At 35.1% G+C, this 21077-nt stretch carries 18 protein-coding genes; 15 read left to right on the top strand and 3 right to left on the bottom strand.

Going from position 1 to position 21077, the window contains the following annotated elements:
- Positions 1 to 12: 12 nt before the first annotated feature.
- The 3 genes from BUA89_RS17165 to BUA89_RS17155 all read left to right on the top strand — a co-directional run bounded on the left by BUA89_RS17165 (position 13) and on the right by BUA89_RS17155 (position 2754).
- Positions 13 to 837, top strand: a complete 825-nt coding sequence (locus tag BUA89_RS17165) for an SDR family NAD(P)-dependent oxidoreductase (RefSeq protein WP_072961150.1) — start codon at positions 13 to 15, stop codon at positions 835 to 837.
- 135 nt (positions 838 to 972) lie between these two features.
- Positions 973 to 1803, top strand: coding sequence for an alpha/beta fold hydrolase (locus BUA89_RS17160; protein ID WP_072961146.1), 831 nt, complete (start codon positions 973 to 975; stop codon positions 1801 to 1803).
- Between the two features lie 60 nt (positions 1804 to 1863).
- Positions 1864 to 2754, top strand: a complete 891-nt coding sequence (locus BUA89_RS17155; protein WP_072961143.1) for a helix-turn-helix domain-containing protein — start codon at positions 1864 to 1866, stop codon at positions 2752 to 2754.
- A 133-nt stretch (positions 2755 to 2887) separates the two neighbouring features.
- Here the strand turns inward: BUA89_RS17155 and BUA89_RS17150 are convergent, their stop codons facing one another.
- Positions 2888 to 3244, bottom strand: coding sequence for a winged helix-turn-helix transcriptional regulator (locus tag BUA89_RS17150; protein ID WP_072961108.1), 357 nt, complete (start codon positions 3242 to 3244; stop codon positions 2888 to 2890).
- 100 nt (positions 3245 to 3344) lie between these two features.
- Here BUA89_RS17150 and BUA89_RS17145 point away from each other — a divergent pair, with 100 nt between their 5' ends.
- The gene (locus BUA89_RS17145; RefSeq protein WP_072961105.1) at positions 3345 to 4238 is read left to right on the top strand and encodes an MBL fold metallo-hydrolase; all 894 of its coding nucleotides are present in this window, start codon (positions 3345 to 3347) and stop codon (positions 4236 to 4238) included.
- Between the two features lie 512 nt (positions 4239 to 4750).
- Here BUA89_RS17145 and BUA89_RS17140 read toward each other — a convergent pair.
- Positions 4751 to 6874 carry a cation:proton antiporter gene (locus BUA89_RS17140; RefSeq protein ID WP_072961102.1) on the bottom strand — a complete coding sequence of 708 codons (2124 nt, stop codon included), beginning with the start codon at positions 6872 to 6874 and terminating at the stop codon, positions 4751 to 4753.
- 6 nt (positions 6875 to 6880) lie between these two features.
- A complete protein-coding gene (locus BUA89_RS17135) occupies positions 6881 to 7444 on the bottom strand; it encodes a hypothetical protein (protein ID WP_072961099.1) in 564 nt (187 codons plus the stop codon).
- 702 nt (positions 7445 to 8146) lie between these two features.
- Here BUA89_RS17135 and BUA89_RS17130 point away from each other — a divergent pair.
- From BUA89_RS17130 to BUA89_RS17080, 11 genes are all read left to right on the top strand, one after another.
- Complete coding sequence (locus BUA89_RS17130) at positions 8147 to 8974, top strand: hypothetical protein (protein ID WP_072961095.1); 828 nt, start codon at positions 8147 to 8149, stop codon at positions 8972 to 8974.
- Between the two features lie 81 nt (positions 8975 to 9055).
- The gene (locus tag BUA89_RS17125) at positions 9056 to 10714 is read left to right on the top strand and encodes an ankyrin repeat domain-containing protein (protein WP_072961093.1); all 1659 of its coding nucleotides are present in this window, start codon (positions 9056 to 9058) and stop codon (positions 10712 to 10714) included.
- A 60-nt stretch (positions 10715 to 10774) separates the two neighbouring features.
- Positions 10775 to 11737, top strand: coding sequence for an SMI1/KNR4 family protein (locus BUA89_RS17120; protein ID WP_083531712.1), 963 nt, complete (start codon positions 10775 to 10777; stop codon positions 11735 to 11737).
- On the top strand, positions 11641 to 13833 hold the full coding sequence (locus BUA89_RS17115; RefSeq protein WP_083531711.1) for an immunity 49 family protein: 2193 nt from the start codon (positions 11641 to 11643) through the stop codon (positions 13831 to 13833). The genes BUA89_RS17120 and BUA89_RS17115 overlap by 97 nt, the downstream gene beginning before the upstream one ends.
- A 29-nt stretch (positions 13834 to 13862) precedes the next feature.
- Positions 13863 to 14663 (top strand): DUF1963 domain-containing protein, encoded by an 801-nt coding sequence (locus BUA89_RS17110; protein ID WP_072961084.1) that lies wholly within the window; start codon positions 13863 to 13865, stop codon positions 14661 to 14663.
- A 338-nt stretch (positions 14664 to 15001) separates the two neighbouring features.
- The gene (locus BUA89_RS17105; protein WP_072961082.1) at positions 15002 to 15781 is read left to right on the top strand and encodes an SDR family oxidoreductase; all 780 of its coding nucleotides are present in this window, start codon (positions 15002 to 15004) and stop codon (positions 15779 to 15781) included.
- A 2-nt stretch (positions 15782 to 15783) separates the two neighbouring features.
- Positions 15784 to 16755 (top strand): aldo/keto reductase, encoded by a 972-nt coding sequence (locus BUA89_RS17100; RefSeq protein WP_072961079.1) that lies wholly within the window; start codon positions 15784 to 15786, stop codon positions 16753 to 16755.
- Positions 16755 to 17111 (top strand): hypothetical protein, encoded by a 357-nt coding sequence (locus BUA89_RS17095; protein WP_228420599.1) that lies wholly within the window; start codon positions 16755 to 16757, stop codon positions 17109 to 17111. The genes BUA89_RS17100 and BUA89_RS17095 overlap by 1 nt, the downstream gene beginning before the upstream one ends.
- A gap of 15 nt (positions 17112 to 17126) precedes the next feature.
- Positions 17127 to 18044, top strand: a complete 918-nt coding sequence (locus tag BUA89_RS17090; protein WP_072961072.1) for a helix-turn-helix domain-containing protein — start codon at positions 17127 to 17129, stop codon at positions 18042 to 18044.
- Between the two features lie 768 nt (positions 18045 to 18812).
- Positions 18813 to 19529: an NUDIX hydrolase gene (locus BUA89_RS17085; protein WP_072961069.1), complete on the top strand. Its 717-nt coding sequence runs from the start codon at positions 18813 to 18815 to the stop codon at positions 19527 to 19529.
- 16 nt (positions 19530 to 19545) lie between these two features.
- Positions 19546 to 21030, top strand: coding sequence for a xylulokinase (locus BUA89_RS17080; RefSeq protein ID WP_072961065.1), 1485 nt, complete (start codon positions 19546 to 19548; stop codon positions 21028 to 21030).
- Positions 21031 to 21077: the final 47 nt, after the last annotated feature.

The raw sequence follows: 21077 nt of genomic DNA, 5'->3' as shown, positions 1-21077 counted from the left end.
AAAATTAAAACAATGAGTAAAATAGTTTTTATCACAGGAGCATCAAAAGGATTCGGAAAATTATGGGCAGAAGCACTTTTGGAAAGAGGAGACAAAGTAGCGGCAACAGCAAGAAACGTTTCTGCCTTACAGGATTTGAAAGATAAATATGGAGACCATATTCTTCCTTTGAAGCTGGATGTCAACAACCGTTCAGAAGTTTTTGAAGTAACGGAACAGGTGGAAAAACACTTCGGAAGAATTGATGTTTTGATCAATAATGCAGGTTTCGGTTTATTCGGAACGACGGAAGAAACAACGGAACAGCAGGCGAGAGAACAGATGGAAACCAACTTTTTCGGTTCACTTTGGGTAGCACAGGCCGTTTTACCCGTGATGAGAAAACAGAAAAACGGACATATCATTCAGATTTCCAGTTTTTTGGGATTAACAACTTTACCGCTTTTAGGATTGTACAACGCATCAAAATTTGCAGTAGAAGGTTTAATTGAAACCATCGGTTCGGAAACCGCACATTTGGGAATCAAAACCACTTTAATTGAACCTAACGGATTTGCCACAGATTGGGCGGGAGCTTCTGCGGTTCAGACTTCTTCGGATATTGCAGATTATAATCCGGTGCGTGCGGCTTTTGCAGAAAGTGGAGAAAATCCGGATACCTGGGGAAAACCGGAAGCGACAGTAGAACCTGTTTTAAATCTTATCGACAACCAAAATCCTCCGCAAAGATTATTGTTTGGTAAAATTGCTTATCACGTTGTGAATGAAGTTTACACGAAAAGATTAAATGATATTCAAAACTGGAAAGAAGTGAGTATCGCCGCTCACGGTCATTAATTAAATTTAAATCCAAATCGGCGGGATAAATAATAACGTTTTTTCGTGCTAATGTTCCGCTGATTTGTGAAATTAATTTCAACCCCAATTTTCTCAACTTTGAATCATTAAATAACAGACAAAATCTTAATACTTATGAAAACGACAGCTTTAAACGCAGAAACACAATTTGCAGAAATCAACAACAACAAAATTGCTTACAGACAATTCGGAACCGGTGCTCCCTTGTTCTTTGTGAACAGATTCAGAGGAATTATGGATACTTGGGACCCATTGTTTTTAGATTCTTTGGCAGAAAAAAATACCGTCATTCTTTTTGATTATCCGGGAATCGGAAGCTCAGAAGGAGAGCTGCCTTTGGATGTTATAGAAGTGGCAAATACGGTTCCGGCTTTGGCAGACCATTTGGGAATCGATAAGTTTAATGTGTTGGGTTGGTCTTATGGCGGATTGGTGGCGCAGGCTGTGACTTTTCAGAATCAGAAAAGAGTATTAAAAACCGTTTTAATCGGAACCAATCCTCCGGGAGAAAATGCAATTCCAATTGAGCAGGTGTTTTTTGACCACGCTTTAAAACCAATTAACGATTTGGAAGATGAATATTATCTGTTTTTTGAGCCGGCTTCCGAAAAAAGCAGACAGGCAGCCCAAGAATCTCACGACAGAATCGGACAGAGATTAGAACGTTCGTTGATTCCTTCTACAATGGAGGTTTTCCAGAGATATATTGCGGGTTCAGGAACAATGAAAGAAGATAAGCTGAACTTCAGAGAAGGTTATAAAACTCTAAAATTTCCCGTTTTGGTTATTTCCGGAGACCACGACATCAGCTTTGCGACAGAGAACTGGTTTCCGCTATTGAGAAATGCACCTACAATGCAGCATATTATTTTGAATGATGCAGGACACGGTCCTCAACATCAATATCCGGAGCTTACAGCAGGATACATCAACCTTTTTTTATGATAGTATGATTTCTGTTTTTAGTTTCGGTAAAATTAATTTAACTTAGATAAAATTAAACCGATGCAACATTACAAAACCCTTACCGAATTACATTTGGGTAATCATTGGGACGCTCCGGAACATCCCCTTTTCAGTATGATTGGCTGTCAGTCGGAGTGCAAATTGGGGAACAGAGAGTTTACCACAGATTGTTATGTGATTGCTTTCAAAAAAATAAAATCAGGAATTTTTATGTACGGCCGCACACCGTATGACCACGACAACGGCTGTCTGTTTTTTGCAAAACCAAGACAGATTATCGAGATGAAAAATCTTGAGTTTGAAGAAAAAGGCTATATGCTGTTGATTCACGAAGATTATCTGAACGGCCACGAGCTTTTTAAAGAAATTGAGAAATACAGTTTTTTTGATTACGAAGTGACTGAAGCATTGCATCTTTCTCCAAAAGAAGAGCAGATTATCTTGGAACTTCACTCGAAAATTCAGGGAGAATATTTTAATAATCCTGATGAATACAGTCGTGATATTATTTTAAGCCATATTTCATCGATTTTAAAATACGCACAACGCTATTACAAACGACAGTTTATCGACAGAGCGCAAGCGACCGGAAAGACGGCTTCAAAATTCAATGATGCGTTAAGAAAATACATCGGCGAAGGTTTATTGGAAAAAAACGGACTTCCGAATGTCGCATTTTTAGCCGACCAGCTTTTTGTTTCGCCAAGATATTTAAGTGATTTATTGAAGCAGGAAACGGGAAAAACTGCAATGGAACTGATTCATATTTTTATGATTTCCGAAGCGAAAAACCTATTGAGGTTGGGAGAAAAAGGAGTCGCTGAGATTGCTTACGAATTAGGCTTTGAAAATGCGTCTTATTTCACAAGATTATTCAAAAAACAGACAGGAATGAAACCTTTGGAATTCAGGAAGTCGCAGATGAATTAAAAGTTCATTGAATACTTTGGAGGATCCGTCAATTCGAGTGTTTTTTCGTAACAAAGTGAAGAAAAAATGTATCAAGAATCAATCTTAATATTGAGGATTTGAGTTTAAAATAAAAGTCACAGACAAGTAAAAACTACTTTCCTGTGACTTTTTTTCTATGCTCCAGTCCCCAGTCTTTCATCGCCATAATGACTTTTTCCAGAGACAAACCGTGTTCTGTAATTTCGTATTCTACCGTTGGTGGAAATGTATCGTGTACGGTTCTTGTAATTAGATGATTAGTTTCAAGTTCTTTTAATTCTTTCGACAAAACTCTGTCGGTTATTTTTGGGATTTCTCTGGCAAGTTCTCTGAATCTTTTACTTCCAAAGGATAAGGAAACAATAATGGGCAATTTCCATTTTCCTTTCAGAATTTCCAATGAATCCTGTATCGGAAGCATAATTTCCATACATGTCTTTTTTTCAGTACCGTCAGTTACTCTTGCCATAATCAGCTGTTGCTTACTTTAAAGATAGTGCTATCTAAAAGGGTAGTAATATATTTTGGATAGTTACTTACTCTAATTTTGTATCAACAAATTTATAAAAATGAATACAACAAAAGACATTAAAAATTCAGGATTTTTTAAATTTCAGCTAGGACAAATGGATTTGGCTGTAATAACCGACGGTGTAATAAATATCGAAAGCGTTCACCCGATGTTTGCTCCCAATATTGAAAAAGAGGATATTCAAAGTTTTTTTAGTGACAATATGCTTAATGAAGATAAATTAGAGTTAGCAGGAAATATTCTCCTTATCAAGAATGGAGAAAAAAATATTCTTATCGATACAGGAAGCGGTGTAAAGTTGTCTCCTTCCACTGGGAAATTAATCCAAAATCTCAAGAATTTAGGGATCAGCCCTCTGGATATCACAGATGTTGTTTTTACACATGCCCATCCTGATCATATCGGAGGTGTTGTTGATAAACACGGAAGATTGGTTTTTGGTAATGCTGATTATTATATTTCAGAAACAGAATATAACTTCTGGATGTCTGATGAACCGGATTTCTCTAAGGGTACACAAAATCAGTTTTCAGATTTTGAAATCCAGTTTGCAAGAGACCATTTCAAGCCTATTGAGGGTAGACTTAATTTATATTCGGATGAAGCAGAACTTTTCGGCTTTCTTCAGTTAGAACATGCTCCGGGGCATACTCCTGGTCATACAATTATTACGATTTCATCCGAAGGAGAGGAATTGGTTCATATTGCAGATACTTTTCAACACATTATGTTGGTTCAGCATCCGGAATGGGGCAATCAGATTGATTCCAATTTTGAACAGGGTATTAAAACGCGTAAAGATATACTTGAAAAATTATCATCGACAAAGAAACTGTTTTTTGGAGATCATCTGCCTTATCCGGGTTTAGGTTTTATTCAAAAAACTGAGAAAGGATATCATTATGTTCCCAAAGCTTTTTATACGGTTTAGAATTAGATCCTCCCATTGCGGAGGGTTTTTATTTTGTAAATCTGTGCTATTTTTTATTCAGCTGTAATGCTTCTATCTTTTAATTTTCAACTCGTTGAAAATCATAATAGAATGAAAAATAAATTCAATCTTATTACCTTCTTTCTTTTGAGAAGGAACATTTTAAAAAGCCTTTTAAAGTGTTTAGGGAAAACTTCATGCTGACTTGATACAACTCATGCAATGACGATAAAATTCAGGAATATCAAGCGATAGAAAATCAGTCATATAACCCTTTGTGTATTTTGAGGTACTTTCGTTATTTCGAGTAGATTTTTGAAGAAAATCGTATCAAGAAGTTTTTAATATAAATTTCATTCTCAATACATCTTCTTCGCTCTGTTACAAAAAAACACTTGAATTGACGAACCGAATATTAGAAATTTTCAAAATGCACAACGGGTTTATATAATATTTTTAACGCTGATAGATACAAGTTAAATGTTTTTGCAAGATTTTAAATAATCAATTTTTTATCTAAAAACCTTCTTAATCACATTTCCGATTTCCATAAAATCATCGTGATTTCCTACCGAACGTTTTTCAGAATTGATTTTGTCAAACTCAGAAAAAGGGAAAATCAGAAGATAATTTTTGTTATTCAGGTATTTGTTTAACAATTCCGGAATCAACCGCATCTGCGGAATATAAGATCTCATTCCTCTTTTTGCCATAAATGCGATAAGTGCTTCGTTATCTTTTAACTGGATTGCTGTTTTTTCACCATCTTTCCAGGTATTCATAATGATAAACTCAGCTTCGATATTAGCTTTCTTGATAATTCTCTGGAGAATACCAATAATTTCTTCTGACGCATAAAATGTAATTGTGGCTCCTGAATTTCTTGCAATATTCCATACTCTTAATAAAGCATGAAAGAAGCCGGCTTCTTTATGTGCTTTTTCTGGAATCATTACCGCATATTTTTTTATGGTCGATAAAGGTTGTGCAGCGTGATATACCAAAACATTCACATGATCGCTCTGTAGGTAGCCATTATATAAATTATAGGCGAAAGAGGGAGAGAAGCCTTTTTCATCTTCCAAACCGATAATCAAATCAGTAATATTCTGTTCTTTGATGACATTGTTAACTCCATTAATGACATCATTGTCATATCTTTTCAAAGACTGAACTTTCACATCGGCTGCGGCTGCGGCATCTGTTGCGTGGTGTAAGAGTTTTTCTGCATTTTTTACCGAAGATTCATTTTTATCTTCATTAATAACATTTAAAGCAAATAAATTTTCAGTGTTGGAATGGGCTTTAATTAAAATCCCGAGATTGACCATCCTTTCAACAGTTCCCTCGTAATTTAACGCTAAAAGAATATTTTCCTGCCCGTGGCTGTTTCCTGAGACGGTTTCTTCATTATCCTGTTCTGCGATTTTCTGTGCACTCGACATGGATATGAAAGACGAAATGGTACACGAAACAAGGATCAATAAAATACTTCCGTTCAAAACGTGTTCATTTAATAATCTGATGGGTTCTCCGGTTTCTGTTTCGGAAAGAATTATATTGTAACCGACCATTACAGAAGCCAAAGTTGCTGCTGCAGAAGCGGAACTTAATCCAAAAATAAGTTTTCCCTCGTCTTTAGTCAGTCTGAATGTTTTTTGAGTAGCCACTGCCGACAGATATTTCCCTCCTATGGATGCGACGAGCATAATTCCTGCAACTTCTAAAGTTTCCCAACTTTTAAAAAATACTTTAAAATCAATCAACATTCCGACGCTGATCAGAAAAAACGGAATAAATATGGCATTTCCTACAAATTCTACACGGTTCATCAATGAGGAAGTATGCGGAATCAGTCTGTTTAAAGCCAATCCGGCAAAGAAAGCCCCGATGATGGCTTCAACCCCCGCAAATTCAGCCAAAAGGGCAGCCAGATAAATCATAACTAGTACAAAAATATACTGCGAAATTTTGTCATCCACTTTTTTGAAAAACCATCTTCCAATAATTGGGAAAATAAGTAAAACAACCAATGCAAAGATGATAAAAGAAACGGAAAGTTTTAGCCAAAACTCTGTTCCTACATCACCCTGAGACATTCCTACAATAATGGCAAGAACCAAGAGTGCTAAAACATCGGTAATCATTGTTCCGCCGACCGTAATATTGACTGCTGAGTTTTTGGCAATTCCTAATTTACTGACTAAAGGATAAGCAATTAAGGTATGCGATGAAAATAAACTTGCAAATAATATCGAAGTTAATACCGAAAAGTCAAGGACGTAAATTCCGCCGAGATAACCTAAAATAAAGGGGACAATGAAAGTATACAATCCGAAAGTCAGACTTTTCCATTTGTTTTTCTTGAAATCTCCCATATCAATTTCCAGACCTGCGAGAAACATAATATAGAGCAATCCGGTTGTTCCTGTCACCACAATACTGCTGTCTCTGGCTAAAACATTGAATCCGTTAGGGCCAATTACTGCTCCGGCAATAATCAGTCCCAGCAAATGCGGAACTTTGATTTTATTGAGTAAAAGCGGTGCTGCCAAAATAATGATAAGCACCAAAAGAAACTTCAGGACCGGGTCTTCAATGGGAAGACTGAGGTTGTGTATACTTAGTAGAGTCATTCGTGTTTATTTTTTAGAACGTACCAGTTCTACAGAGAACTTCGCTATACAGTTATCAACGGCAATGGTTCTTATACCTTTCATTTTTGTGTCTGAAATATCATTGAGAACAACATTCATATCCACTTGTTTTTTAGCAGTGGAATCTGTTTTAAAGTTTAGCTTAACTTCATTATTCTCAAACTTCCCGGAATATAATCGTACCAAATTATTATTGTTAATAATTTTGCTGAAAAGCTGTAGAGAATCGCTGGCGAACTCCCAGGTGTCTGTTCGTTGGTCACCCACTACATAATCGCTGCAATTGGATTCTGTACAGATTACTTTTCCTGTCCAGGAACCTGTAATTTCATCAGGCCATTTTATAATTTTAATGGAATCTGAATGCTTTTGAGCAAAAATACTGTCCCTCATTTTAAGTAAAGATTGGTATTCTGCTTCTTTCTGTGCGAATGATTTTTCTTTATCCAATAGCTGTTGTTCCCGCAAAGCCAGGTCGTTCGCTTTGTCTTTGTTATCGCAATTAATCAGTAATAAAAGTAGGAAACTTAAAAGTATAGGATTTTTCATAGGATAAGTTGTTCATTAAATATAAGAAAAACTTAGCTATAAATCCAAGGTTTTTAGATAAGAAATGATGATAACACTTGTTTTTAGAATAACTAATTAATGTTGAATATTCTTTTAATAATTTCCTATAGTTCATTAAAATCGTTGATTTTGAAATAAATCCGATGAATTGAATAATTGCGGACAGAGTTTTTATAATCTGGATAATCGTAGCTGAAACCTGATTGTTAAAAATAGATAATAAGATCCGGACGTCGAAGGTTATCCTCTCAACATTTTAGTCGTCTACGAAGCAAAATTGCAATTTTAGATAGGATGAATTTAAAGAAGCTTTTTGTATTGTCTAACATTCATGAATTTTTGGTATCTCTAAAATATTAAAATGTAATGTTTTAAAACCAGAAAGCAAGCGCTTAAGTTTAAAAAAAATATTGTCAACTATCTTTAGTGCCTTTGTTATTTGTAAACTTATCCGTACTTTAATCCATTAACAGAGAGTAGATAATAATTTAAAGCCTTATAGAAGTTAAAGTAATGCATATTAATAATATCATTTATAATACCGGATACCGGAGAATTGTAATAATTCAACAAAATAGGCTGGTAATTTTTTATCAATCCTAAAATTATAATTTTCTAATTAAAAGTAGCTAAATTCACCGTCTAAAAATCAGCTGAACCATTATGAAACGCCAATAACCAATGGAAACACCAATACATATTTTAGATCAGATTGCCAATCAATGGAAGAGTGAGGAAGAAAGTTTTTTCCTTGATACCGAATTTTCAGAAAAATACATCAAAGTAGAAATGCCAATTGGTAAAAAGCATGCATGGCAGATAGAAAATCATGAAATTTCTAAAAGTGAAAATTTAGAATCTTTATTTGAAGCACATTATAGAAAAGATACGGACGAGAATTTTGTCCCTTTGATGGATATGTATTACAGAATGATGAGGGAAGGTATTTTTGCACCGCCGGAATTAGATTTGGGCGTGGTGAAATTATATTCCGAAGCCAAACTGACAGATGTCGTAAACGGAATTGAAGGGGGTGGATGGATTGTAAGCAAAAGATTGTTTGAAATACTTAAAAAATTCAATATTGGTGAATATCAGGAATACAAAATTGCCGTAAAAAGCAAAAAAGTAATTTCTGAAGATTATGTGTACCTGCATTTTGTAAGCTATGCAGATGAATATGTAGATTTTCCGCGATCTGTTTTTTATAAACGAAAAGGATATTTTGATTTTGCCGCAAGACAGATCATGCCCGAATCATTCCATTCAACAGACGAACTACAGGCAGTTTCCGATCAGTTGAATGAAGGTGTTAATTTTGGCGATTTTAATAAAAAAATAAGTATTCAATCAAAAATAATTGTTCTAAAACCTAATGAACTAGACATCTTTAATTTTAAAAATTACTTTCTATGCCGCGAACAATTTATATCCGTACGATTAGCTCAAGCCTTGCTGGATGAAAAAATTACAGGGCTTAACTTCATCAAAACCACAAAAGTGAAATAAATTTTTGGAGCAAAAAAAATCATAAACAATAAAAAATAGAGAATAATAAGTCTCTGATAAACAAAATAAAAACAAAAACTAATGAATCATATTTCCAATCAACAAGTAGCTATTTATTCAATTTCAAATCTTTTTCCTTTGTTTGAATATATGCACAGCCAAATCGGTCTTTCTTCAGATCTGTTCAAAAAGCAAAATGAAATTGCACGTACTATTTGGCTAACTATAAGAATCGACGGAGAAATTAAAAACGGCGGTATTGAACAGCTTTTTTCCAATTTGGGTGAAGGGTTTGCTCCAAACTGTTTCGTTGAAGTGCTGAAGAATATCAAAAGTGAAAAAGGGGAGGAAATTGTACAAAAATTTATCGATTTTATTTATCGGTCAGATGAACATAAAAATTCATTTTACGGAGATTATGCTTCGGTCAGTGGTTTTAATAAAACGCTGAAAAAGTTACACAATGAATTAAGTGATGAGTATTACAGATTAGATCCCAGTGTGGAAGCATTGATCGTTCAGTACGCAGAAGAAAACTGGAACAATATGGCTTTTCAGGAAGCGATAAAAGAGGTTATTTTTGAAAATGAGGAAAAAGATGAGGCAGCATTAATCGGAGATCTGAATGATGCTATTAAAAGCGGTAATGTGACAACAGTTAAGAAAATTCTAAAGGTCTTAAAAACAGTCAATCAAGCCTGCGAATATGGTTTTGTTCCTATCATTGAATTAACAGAGCTATCCAATAATGCGAAAAAGATAGAAATCTGTAAGTTGTTAATTGATCATGGGGCCGATCTTAATTTCAGGGATAAATATCAAAATTCAGTTCTTCACAAAGCTGCCGAAAGTGATAACAGTATTGAGTTTATAGAATTTTTACTCGATCAGGAAATGGACATCGAAATTAAGGATGATTACGATAACACGCCCCTTTTCAATACAAACTACAATCCGGAAAACGCCAGTCTTTTAATCAGTCGTGGTGCGAATGTACACGCTAAAAACAAAAACGGTTATTCACCACTGACAAAAATGTTAGACCGTTATGAAGGCTGGTATGGAAATCAATATGCTAAAAATTATCACCCTAAAATTAAGAAAGTTATTGATCTTCTGTTGGCTGCCGGAGCTGGTTTTAGTAAAGAAATATTAATTCATGAAACAACGGAACTTACCAAGTTTGCGGAAGATCCTAAAATGCTGAAGCACCTGCTGAAACAAAAATCGGTAAAAGATGCACCCGAGTTTAATCCCGATTACCAAAAATGGTCCGCTGTTTTCCAGGCAAGTCTGAAAGGAAATATTGAGTGCCTGAAATTATTGGCTGATAAAGGGGCTTTTTTAAATCAAACATTAAATACTTCCCATTATGAAACCAAAACCTTCGGGGGCGGAACTCCTGTGAATGTTGCATTAAATAATGAAACACGTACATTTCTTACCTCAAAGAATGGATTTTCCGGAAACCGAAAAAACTATTCCTTGTTTCTGGAAACAAGAGGGAATGATGAAAAAGCTGTTATTGATCTAATTCAACAAATAAAAAATATTAAAAAGGAAGATTCTGTAAAACACTATCACACTGTTAAAAAGAAAATGGATGAAACGTATGAAAAAATTGATGGTAAATATGTTATTTACAAACCGTTATTCCTGAAAAATACGGAAAGTGAGGAAGAAATCAGAACAATTGAATTACAATTTAAGGAATATAATTGTGAACTTACATTAATTTAATATTCTACGATTCGTTTACAATAAAAGATAAAAAGAAAGACAAATACCATAAAACTTAAAATGAATATTAGATCTAAATATTCCCAACTCACCTTGGAAGAAATAATAGAATGGGAAAATAATAATATTGCAATTCCAGAGCCATACAAAGCATTTTTACTGCAGCATAACGGAGGAGATACAGGCGATAAAAACACGTTTAAAGTCAAAAAGATGAGAGGTGAGTTCGGCTTTGACGGGTTTTTCGGAATTCATGAAGGACTGCGTGGTTTAGACTATATACAAACTACTTATACAAAAAGAAATCGCTTCCCCAAACATTACTTTGCCATTGCTTCTGATGTGTCGGGCAATCTTATTCTCATGGGACAAAATGAAAAGAAATTTGGTAAAATTTATTTCTGGTATCACGAGGGTGAAGTCAGTGAAAATGAAAAGCCATGGGAGAAAAATATTTACAAAATTGCTGAAAATCTGGACTGCTTCCTGAATTCGCTGTATGAAGAACCTATAGAGGATGAAGATGATTTACTGAGTTTATTTGGAGGAGAAAATTCTCAAAAACAATTAGATCTTATCAACAGTGGTTGGGATGTGAACGAAAAATTAGACATTTCTTCGCAGACCGCTTTGGAACGTGTAGCCCAGTTCGGAAACGATATCACTGTTTTAGAAGCATTATTGCATAAAGGGGCAAATATCGGTAAAGCCATGTATCATGTACGCAATAACCATGAAAATTCAGCTCTTCAATTTGCAAAAATATTACTCGAAGCCGGTGCAAATCCAGATTATGCGGATGAAAAAGCAAAAGAAAACAAAGATACATTACTTAAATCTGCTGTGAATAAACCTTTGCCTAAAATCGAGCTGGCAAAATTGCTTATTCATTATGGAGCAGATATAACTGTAGAAAATGACTATGGATGGACAGCATTAAAGATTGCACAGCGCACGCTGGAAAATGGTGTTCCCGAAATGCAGGAAGTTATCGATTTAATCAACGAAAAATTACAAAAATAATGATGCAGAATAAAATAGTACTGCCTTTTTTCACCGATGAAAAATTTGCCGGAAGACCACTTACACTTGTGGATTGTCTTTCCTTTTTAGCTCGCAGGGATGGTAGCCATCTGTTACTCATGTCTAATTTTACTGAACTACATCTGTTTAAATACTCAGAAGATTTTGTTTTTGAAAAGGAAATTCCGGTAAGAGATGTATTAAACGGATTCAGACAGTTCGATGAATCCAGAGAGTATGCTTTGAGTGAAAGTATCTCGGGACAGATTATTATTTCAGGACCCGCCAATCGTTGTTATATTATTGATGAAAATGGAAATATAGACCCGGCTTCGTATACGACAACCATTGTGAATTTACACGGAGATGCGCACGCTCTTTTTCCGCAAATGCAGGAAGCAGCGGCCAAAAACTTATATTGCAACGCCACTTTATTGCCAGAATCTAATAAATTAATTGCTTTAGTAGATAGCGAAATGGGTTGGGGATCGGCTGAGGGTAAAAGAAGAGGTGACTTTATTGTTGTTTCCGATGCACCCTTCGATGATGCCACTCGACGTCCTCGTTTGAAACTGTTGGCAGCTTTAGATAAGAGGCCTGGTGCAATGTATACAACGGATTTTCCTGGGATCGAACTTAAAAATGGCTCAACTATTCATCGTGACGATACCTTCGAAGATAATTTAATTGAACCTGTCCGAATTAATAATAAAATGGCATTTTTCGACCCATGGATCGGTAATATCTACCCGCTTACAGAATCGTTGTTGCTGGTTCCCGTTTTTGACAGATTCCGACGTTTGAGTGCAGATACTTGTTTTTTGCTGGTGAATACCGATGGCTCAGTGGTGGGGCAACTGCAAGACATTGAGCCGAAAAATATCAAGCTGGGCAAATTGCAAGAGTTTCATTTTGCGGTGAATCATCAGGATGAAATCATTTATTTTAAAGGGGAAAATACATTGTATTTATTTGGATTTGATGGAACTTGTTTAGATAAAATCATCCTAGAAGGAGTTACAAAGCCATTAGCTGCATTCCAATTGATAGGGCATACAACCAATGGAAATCTTTTGTTTTTCGACAGAAAGAATTTTCATTTCCTGCAATTACCGCAATTAAAACCTTTGGATAATAATGTAACAATCATTGAAAATGCATTGATTAATTATAAAAAGTACAAACTTACAAAGCCTAAAATATCTGCTAAAAAGGTAAAGGATGACAAGCATATTTATTTGCATAAAGTGGATCATCCAGAGATCATTGAAAGTAATTTTGAATGGATACAAGAGAAGTTTGAGCATGCGCTTGAAAAATCTAAAGGCAAGTTTCGATTCTTGTATTATCTGTTTAGAGATGCTCAACAATTGCTCCAGATGTCAGTTTTGCAGACAAAGTCAATGGAAGAACAGCGAAATTGGTTTAGGTATGGGCTGAACAGCATCAGTGAATTCTGTCGCTTAATTCATTTTAAAGAAGAAACCAAAGAAGCTACAATAGATGATAGTGGAACTTTTGAAATCACGGTAGAACCCAGTGGTGAATATGTTGATGTTATTACTGCATTGTATTGGGCGATCATTGCCCGTGATGCGGAAAAGCAAAAAATCATTGCCAATAGTCCAATAAAAAACTGGATATACAGAGAAGAAGATTGGGATAAAAATACCTTTGGAACTTGCTTTTTAAGACTAATAAAAGAATATTATCTCACAGGAAATTTTAATACCTCTTTGTATGATATAGCACAAGCTGATTTGGAAAAATACAAATCTTCACTTGGACCGGATGTGAAACAGAAGTTTGGATGGTATCTAAGAAGTCGATTTTTGAATGCCTTCAAAAGTTTAATTGACAACAATGAAACTGAATTTAATTTCAATTTTGCATTAGCAATTCAATCCCACAAAGAAGTATGGAGCCAGAAAAAAGCTTTAAACCGTGGTGGAACCCCTTTGTGCAGAGAAAATGAAGGCTTCTTGTCATGGGATTGTACTGCGCTTGCTGCAATGGCGTTTGACAAAGGGTGGAAGTTAGAAATAAGCTCTGATTACGTGCCACAGTTTATGGTAGATGGAAGTATCAATCAATAAAATTAGCATGCAAGGTAAAATTAAAAAAAATGATTCCCACTATTTTAGAAAAATACCATACAGAATTAGAACATTTCAAAAGAAATGAGATCATCATCAGTGAAAATGAACTTGAGGTATTAAATCCTGATTCTTTAAATTTTAAATCCAGTAAATATTTAGGTTATCCCTTTATTCCGCTGTCGATGGAATATCCTAAAGATATAAAGGGTAATGTATTAATCCCAACCATTCAAATCAACTTTGCGGAAATTCCTAAAACTGATTGGTTTCCCGACAAGGGAATTTTGCAGATTTTCCTCAGCCAGGATTTCGATTTTAAAAATGAAGACTGCTTTGTGCAATATATTACCGAAGAACAACTGAAAGAACCTCATATTGAAGATTTTTCATTTCTGAAAGATGAGTTTTATAGAAGCAATCCATTCAAAAGTATTTACAGTTTGGCTTTTGGGCAAAGTACCTGTTGGGCAAGTGCTACAGACAGCAGTTACGCATTTCGATGTGAGGAGTTTAATGATTTGCATATTGAAGAATTCATGGTAGAGTTATTTGATGAGGACGAAGATACGTACGAAGAATTCTATGATTTTTTTACTTCCGAGAGCATGGGCAGTAAAATTGGTGGGTATGGCTATTTTGTATATGGAGATGTGAGGCAGATTAAAAGAGAGCTGAAAGATCACCAGTTACTTTTGCAAATAGACGGAAGTGATGAGTCGGTTTATAACGCAGAGCAGAATGTTTATATGCATCTTTTTATCTCAAAAGAAGATTTGAAAAACCTTGATTTCAACAATGTTTATGTGGATTGGGAAGTGACTGATTAATAAGATCCCATAAATAGATCTGTGTTATATCTTAATGTTTAGAAAACTGAAGTAAAGATATTCTACAATATTAACAGTAAGCGGTTAAGTTAAAAAATGGCTTCAACTGTCTGTAGTTGGCTTCATTTTCAGACTGGCAAACCCATTACTGTGTTTGATTTAGCAATGTCAGCTTGAACATATCGAAATCTTGTATATACAAATTTAAATATTTTGCATAAAAATGTTTTAGAAGACCCGTATTGTGCTAAAATCATTTTTGACTAAAGTAAAGCTCGTTTTGGCTAAATTCTTTTCTTGGAATAGCAACAACTTTGCATAGTACAAAAACAATAAATATGGATTTGAAAAACAGCACAATTCTGATTACAGGAGGAACGAGCGGAATAGGGTTGGAACTTGCAAAACAACTTACTGAAAAAGGGGCAAGCATTATTGTTACAGGGCGTAACCCTGAAACATTAAAAACAGCCAAAGAGAAATTCCCAAAGATCCATACATTTCTCAGTGATGTAAGTGATTCTAAATATATAGAACAGCTTTATAAAGATGTCATCCAACAGTTTCCCAATCTGAATATCATTATCAACAATGCCGGATTGATGCGTCTGATAGATTTACAGGACACAACTTTGGATTTAGAAAATATTAACCGCGAGATTGCCACAAATCTTTCAGGAACTGTACAGATGGTGCATCAGTTTTTGCCACATCTGAGAAAGCAGAAATCATCGGCAATTGTGAATGTTTCATCCGCCATAGCCTTTACGTCTTATTCTTCTGCACCCATTTACAGCGCTACAAAAGCCGGAATTCATGCGTACACCCAGGCACTGCGTTTGCAGCTGGAAGATACCAATGTACAAGTCTTCGAAATGATTCCTCCCGGTGTTAACACCAATCTCCAAAATGATTGGGTGATGCAGCCTGATCCAAGGATGATGATGGATGTCGATAAATTTGTAAATATTGTTATTAAACAGCTTTTGAAAGATAAAAAAGAGCTTAAGCCTTTTCTGGTAGGCATTATCCAAATAGTGAGTAGAATGATACCCAGTACACTTTTAAAATTTGGACACAGAGAGTTTAAAAAATTTAAAGAATTAAATAAGAAATAACAATGAAAACAAGAAATTTAGGGAATACCGGACTGAAAGTGTCTGAATTGGGATTGGGTTGTATGGGATTAAGTTTTCCCAATGCGCCGGCAAAGGAAGAATGCATTAGACTCTTGCGTTCAGCTTATGAAAACGGCATCACTCTTTTTGATACTGCCCAAGCTTACGGAGATAATGAAGAATTGGTGGGTGAGGCATTACAGCCCTTTCGTAAAGAAGTGATCCTTGCAACAAAATTTGGATTTAAGGAGGGAAAACAAATGTTGGGACTCGACAGCAATCCCGACAATATAAAAAGAATACTGGAATCCTCATTAAAAAAACTGAGAACGGATTGTATCGACTTATTTTATCAACATCGGCCAGATCCGAGTGTTCCGATTGAAGAGGTTGCGGGAACGATAAAAGATTTAATTCAAGAAGGTAAGGTGAAGTATTTTGGATTATCAGAAGCGAGTGTTGAAATCATTCGTAAGGCTCACGCAGTTTTACCTGTAACAGCTTTACAAAGCGAATATTCAATGTTTTATCGGGAGCCGGAAAACGGAACTATTTCGGTATTGGAAGAATTGGAAATCGGCTTTGTACCGTTCAGTCCATTGGGTAAAGGGTTTTTAACAGGAACAATCAATGCAAACACAGATTTTGACAAGACAGACGGCAGGAGCATTTCGCCACGTTTTAATAAAGAAAACAGAGAAGCCAATCAGGCATTGGTTGATTTGGTTGTTTCAATTGCAAATGAGAAAAACGTAACCCCTGCGCAAATTGCATTAGGATGGCTACTGGCTCAAAAACCGTTCATCGTGCCTATTCCCGGAACATCAAAATTGGAGAGGTTGCAGGAAAATATTGGTGCTGTGAATATGATATTAAGTGATGAAGAATTAAATAAAATCAATTGGGCATTAACAACGATTAAAATTACAGGAGAGCGTTATCCTGTAGAATTACAACAAAAAATCGGAAAGTAATGATGTTCAGGAATATTATTTCATTGGTGTTATTGATTATTTCAGTAATATTAAATTTCAAACACGGTTGGGATACTTTTAATTACAAGAAAAATTCAGGATCTGATAATATCATGAATGAACTTGGAATTACAGAGCCTATGATTCCCTTTCTTGGTATCTTTACAATAATAATTGGTATTTTACTGATGATGCCTAAAACATATTTTATCGGCAATCTGCTGAATGCAAGTTCAATTCTTTTGATTATGGCTTTGGCCTTACAGGCAGGAAACTACAAAATAGCTTTGATTGAAATTCCGTTTTTGGCATTACCGTTAATCATGATCGGGTTGAAATATCCGTTTAGAAATTAACCTTACATTTGTCATATGGCTAATATAAAACCAATAAGAATCGCCACCATTACCGAAGCACATCGGCTGTTTGGTTTACCCAGACCCGAGCATCCGCTTATTAATATATTGGATTTTGCTGCTCTGCAAAACCTTGATTTGGAAAATACGGATGTTAATGCAGTATTTGACTTTTATTTTATTTCATTAAAAAAGGGCTGTGGTAACAAATTACAATACGGTCAGCAGACCTATGATTTTGATGAAGGAATGATGATGTTTGTCGGTCCCGGCCAGATTTTGAAAGGTGAATCCAGTTCAGAGGATGATATTTCGGGTTGGGGATTGCTCTTTCATCCTGATTTGTTGTGGGGAACTTCGCTGGCAAACAAAATGAAAAAATATGAGTTTTTTGACTATTCTGTAAATGAAGCCCTGTTCCTTTCAGACAAAGAAGAAGCTGTGCTTAATGGAATTATTGAGAATATCAAGAATGAATATCATTCAAATATTGATAAATTCAGTCAGGATATTATCGTTTCACATTTGGAAACGCTCTTGAAATACGCGGAGCGTTTTTATCAAAGACAATTTATTACAAGAAAAATTTCCAACCATCAAATTCTTGATAAATTGGACACATTGCTTACAGATTACTTTAATAATGATGATTTAATCTCAAAAGGTTTACCCACCGTTCAATATATATCCGATAATCTAAATGTTTCAGCCAATTATCTTCGAAGTCTGCTCAAAACATTAACCGGGTTAAGTACGCAGCAGCATATTCATGATAAATTAATCGAAAACGCGAAAGAAAAACTATCGACAACACAGTTATCTGTGAGTGAAATAGCATATGAATTGGGATTTGAGCATCTTCAGTCTTTCAGCAAACTTTTCAAAGCTAAAACAAAAGTCTCCCCTTTGGAGTTTAGAAAATCGTTTATCTAAAAGTTTTCAGCGTTATTTACATCTGTGAATAGGGCTGTATACCTATTCATTCATTTCAGATTATCGTGAATAATTTATTAATTTACTGAGAATTGATTAAGAAAGCCATTTTCAGCAAGCGCTGTTGTGGCTCTTCCAACACCATTACAAATCGAAGCACTTCCATATAGGGCTTAAAGTACAAATCAACGCTGTTGAAAGAATGGAATCCTAAAAAGAAAAATGGATAGCTTCAAGAACGGCTTTGAAAACAATGAGACGCTTAATTAATGGAATGTAATTCTAATGAGTTGCGTGGTAAAATCAAAATATAGTAGAGACGGCATCATTTGAAGACTTATAGAATTTTTTAAAATAATTAACATAAATAATTATAACAAATTTCATTATTTACAATTTTATAATAGCTTACATGTAAAAACGGTAAAAAAAAATATTAGTTTTTACCGTTTTTTCTGTTTAAAAGTGTTTTTTTTACACTTGTTTTTGTTTTTTTTAAAATATTTTTTTTGAATTTCTTATCATATTTTTTCTGTAAAAAAAATCAATATTTTATGATTATTATTTTCTTGATAATTGCTTGTTAATTGATCTGTTACAGTATTTATAAGTGTAAAATAAATGATAAGCTTATCATATTTTATATGTGAATGTTTTCATAAAAAATCGATATGTAAATTGCTGATATTTAATTGCTAATAAAAAAAATATTTTTTTTATTCAGTTGAATTTTTATATTTGTCATGTTACATAAATGTTAACGCTTGCATGAGCCCGAATTTTATACATACATATGTTTCTGTTGATTGTGTTGTTTTTGGATTTGACCATGAAAACAGATTGAATATTTTATTAGTGGAAAGACATCTTGATGAAGAACGCCAGATAAAGCTTCCTGGAAGCCTTATTTTCAGTGATGAGGATGTGGATGATGCTGCGGAAAGAGTGCTGCATGAGCTGACAGGAATTAAGAAAATGGTTCTGAAACAATTTAAATGTTTTGCAGATCCTATGAGGGCAAATAATGAGAATGATATCAAATGGATGGGAATGGAATACAAGCACCATATCGACAGAATCATTACGGTGGCTTATCTTTCTCTTTGCAAGATCGATCACAAGATCAACAGCACAAAATATGCTACGGTAGATTGGTTTCCAATTGATGAGGTTCCTTCTCTGCCGTTTGATCATAATAAGATTATCAATGAATCATTGGTTGAGATCAGAAAATGGATAGAATTGGATTTCTCGATTATTTTTGAGCTGCTCCCTAAGAAATTTACAATCAGGCAGCTGTATCAGTTGTACAGTGCTTTAAGTGAAAAATATATTGATATTAAAAACTTTCATAAAAAGATTTCCTCATTCAATTATATTATCCCGTTGGATGAGATTGAAAAAAATGTATCGCATCGTGCAGCCAGATACTATAAATTCGATGCCAAAATTTTTAAGAAAAACAATACTAAACTAATAAAATAATACCCTTTTTGAAATTATGTATTTGCTAGGTTATGATATCGGCAGTTCTTCTGTGAAAGTTTGTCTTATAGAGGCATCCAGTGGAAAAATTATTGCATCAGACTTTTCTCCCAAAAAAGAAATGAAAATCACCGCTGTCAATCCGGGCTGGGCAGAGCAGAATCCAAGCGATTGGTGGACAAACTTAAAGCTTGCTCACGAGGCTGTTATGCATGAGTCTGGGATACATGCAGAGGATATCAAAGGAATCGGTATTACATGGCAGATGCATGGGCTTATTTTAGTAGACAAAGATCAGAATTTATTGAGGCCTTCCATTATTTGGTGCGACAGCCGTGCCGTTCCTTATGGGGAAAAGGCTTTTAAAGAAATCGGGGAAGAAAAATGTTTATCACATTTATTGAATTCTCCAGGAAATTTTACTGCTTCAAAATTAGCATGGGTTAAAGAAAACGAACCGGAAATTTTTGAAAAAATAGATAAAATAATGCTTCCGGGAGATTATATTGCCATGAGACTTTCCGGAGAAATCGGAATGACGATAGAAGGTTTGTCAGAAGGAATTTTCTGGGATTTTAAAAACAATTGTATTTCGGAAGATGTGATCAATTATTATGGAATTCCGAAAAGCTTTTTCCCTGAAATTGTCCCTACATTTGGGATTCAGGCGACGGTTTCTGCGGCGGCAGCTCTGGAATTGGGTCTGAAAGAAGGAACCCCGATTTCTTACAGAGCGGGAGATCAGCCGAATAATGCATTGTCATTAAATGTTTTCAATCCGGGAGAAATCGCTTCCACCGCGGGAACTTCAGGGGTTGTTTACGGAGTTTTAGATCAATTGGAATACGATAAATTATCAAGAGTCAATACTTTTGCGCACGTCAATCATACGGAAGAATTAACAAGATTGGGAGTTTTACTTTGCATTAACGGAACCGGAATTTTAAATTCTTGGTTAAAACACAATTTTGCAACCTCCTTATCTTCTTATGGAGATATGAACGATTTAGCATCACTTTCCCCGGTTGGAGCTAAAGGTTTGAGCATTATTCCTTTCGGGAACGGAGCGGAAAGAGTTCTTGAAAATAAAGAAACCAACTGTTCGATCCACGGTATTAACTTTAACATTCATACAAAAGGAGACATCTTGCGTGCAGCGCAGGAAGGAATCGTTTTCTCTTACGAATACGGAATGAATATCATGAGAAATATGGGCATGGATATTCAGGTGATTCGGGCAGGGAATGCCAATATGTTTTTAAGTTCAATTTTCAGAAAATCACTTGCCGGGGTGAGTAATGCTGTCATTGAGCTTTACGATACAGACGGAGCGGTAGGTGCTGCGAGAGCTGCAGGAATGGGAATAGGTTTTTATGCGGATTCTAAAGAAGCGTTTGCTTCATTGGAAAGAATTGCTGTTATAGAACCTCAATTAGAAAAACGAGAACAATACTTAGAAGCCTATTCGAGATGGAAACAACATCTTAACGAAATAGTATAATCCTACTCAACAACGGAATTTTCCATTGTACTTATTGACCTTTTTCA

This window comes from Chryseobacterium arachidis (assembly GCF_900129245.1).
In the GTDB taxonomy this organism is placed as follows: domain Bacteria; phylum Bacteroidota; class Bacteroidia; order Flavobacteriales; family Weeksellaceae; genus Chryseobacterium; species Chryseobacterium arachidis.
The sequence above is the reverse complement of the archived record's forward strand: the minus strand, read 5'-3'. Positions and strand labels throughout refer to the sequence as shown.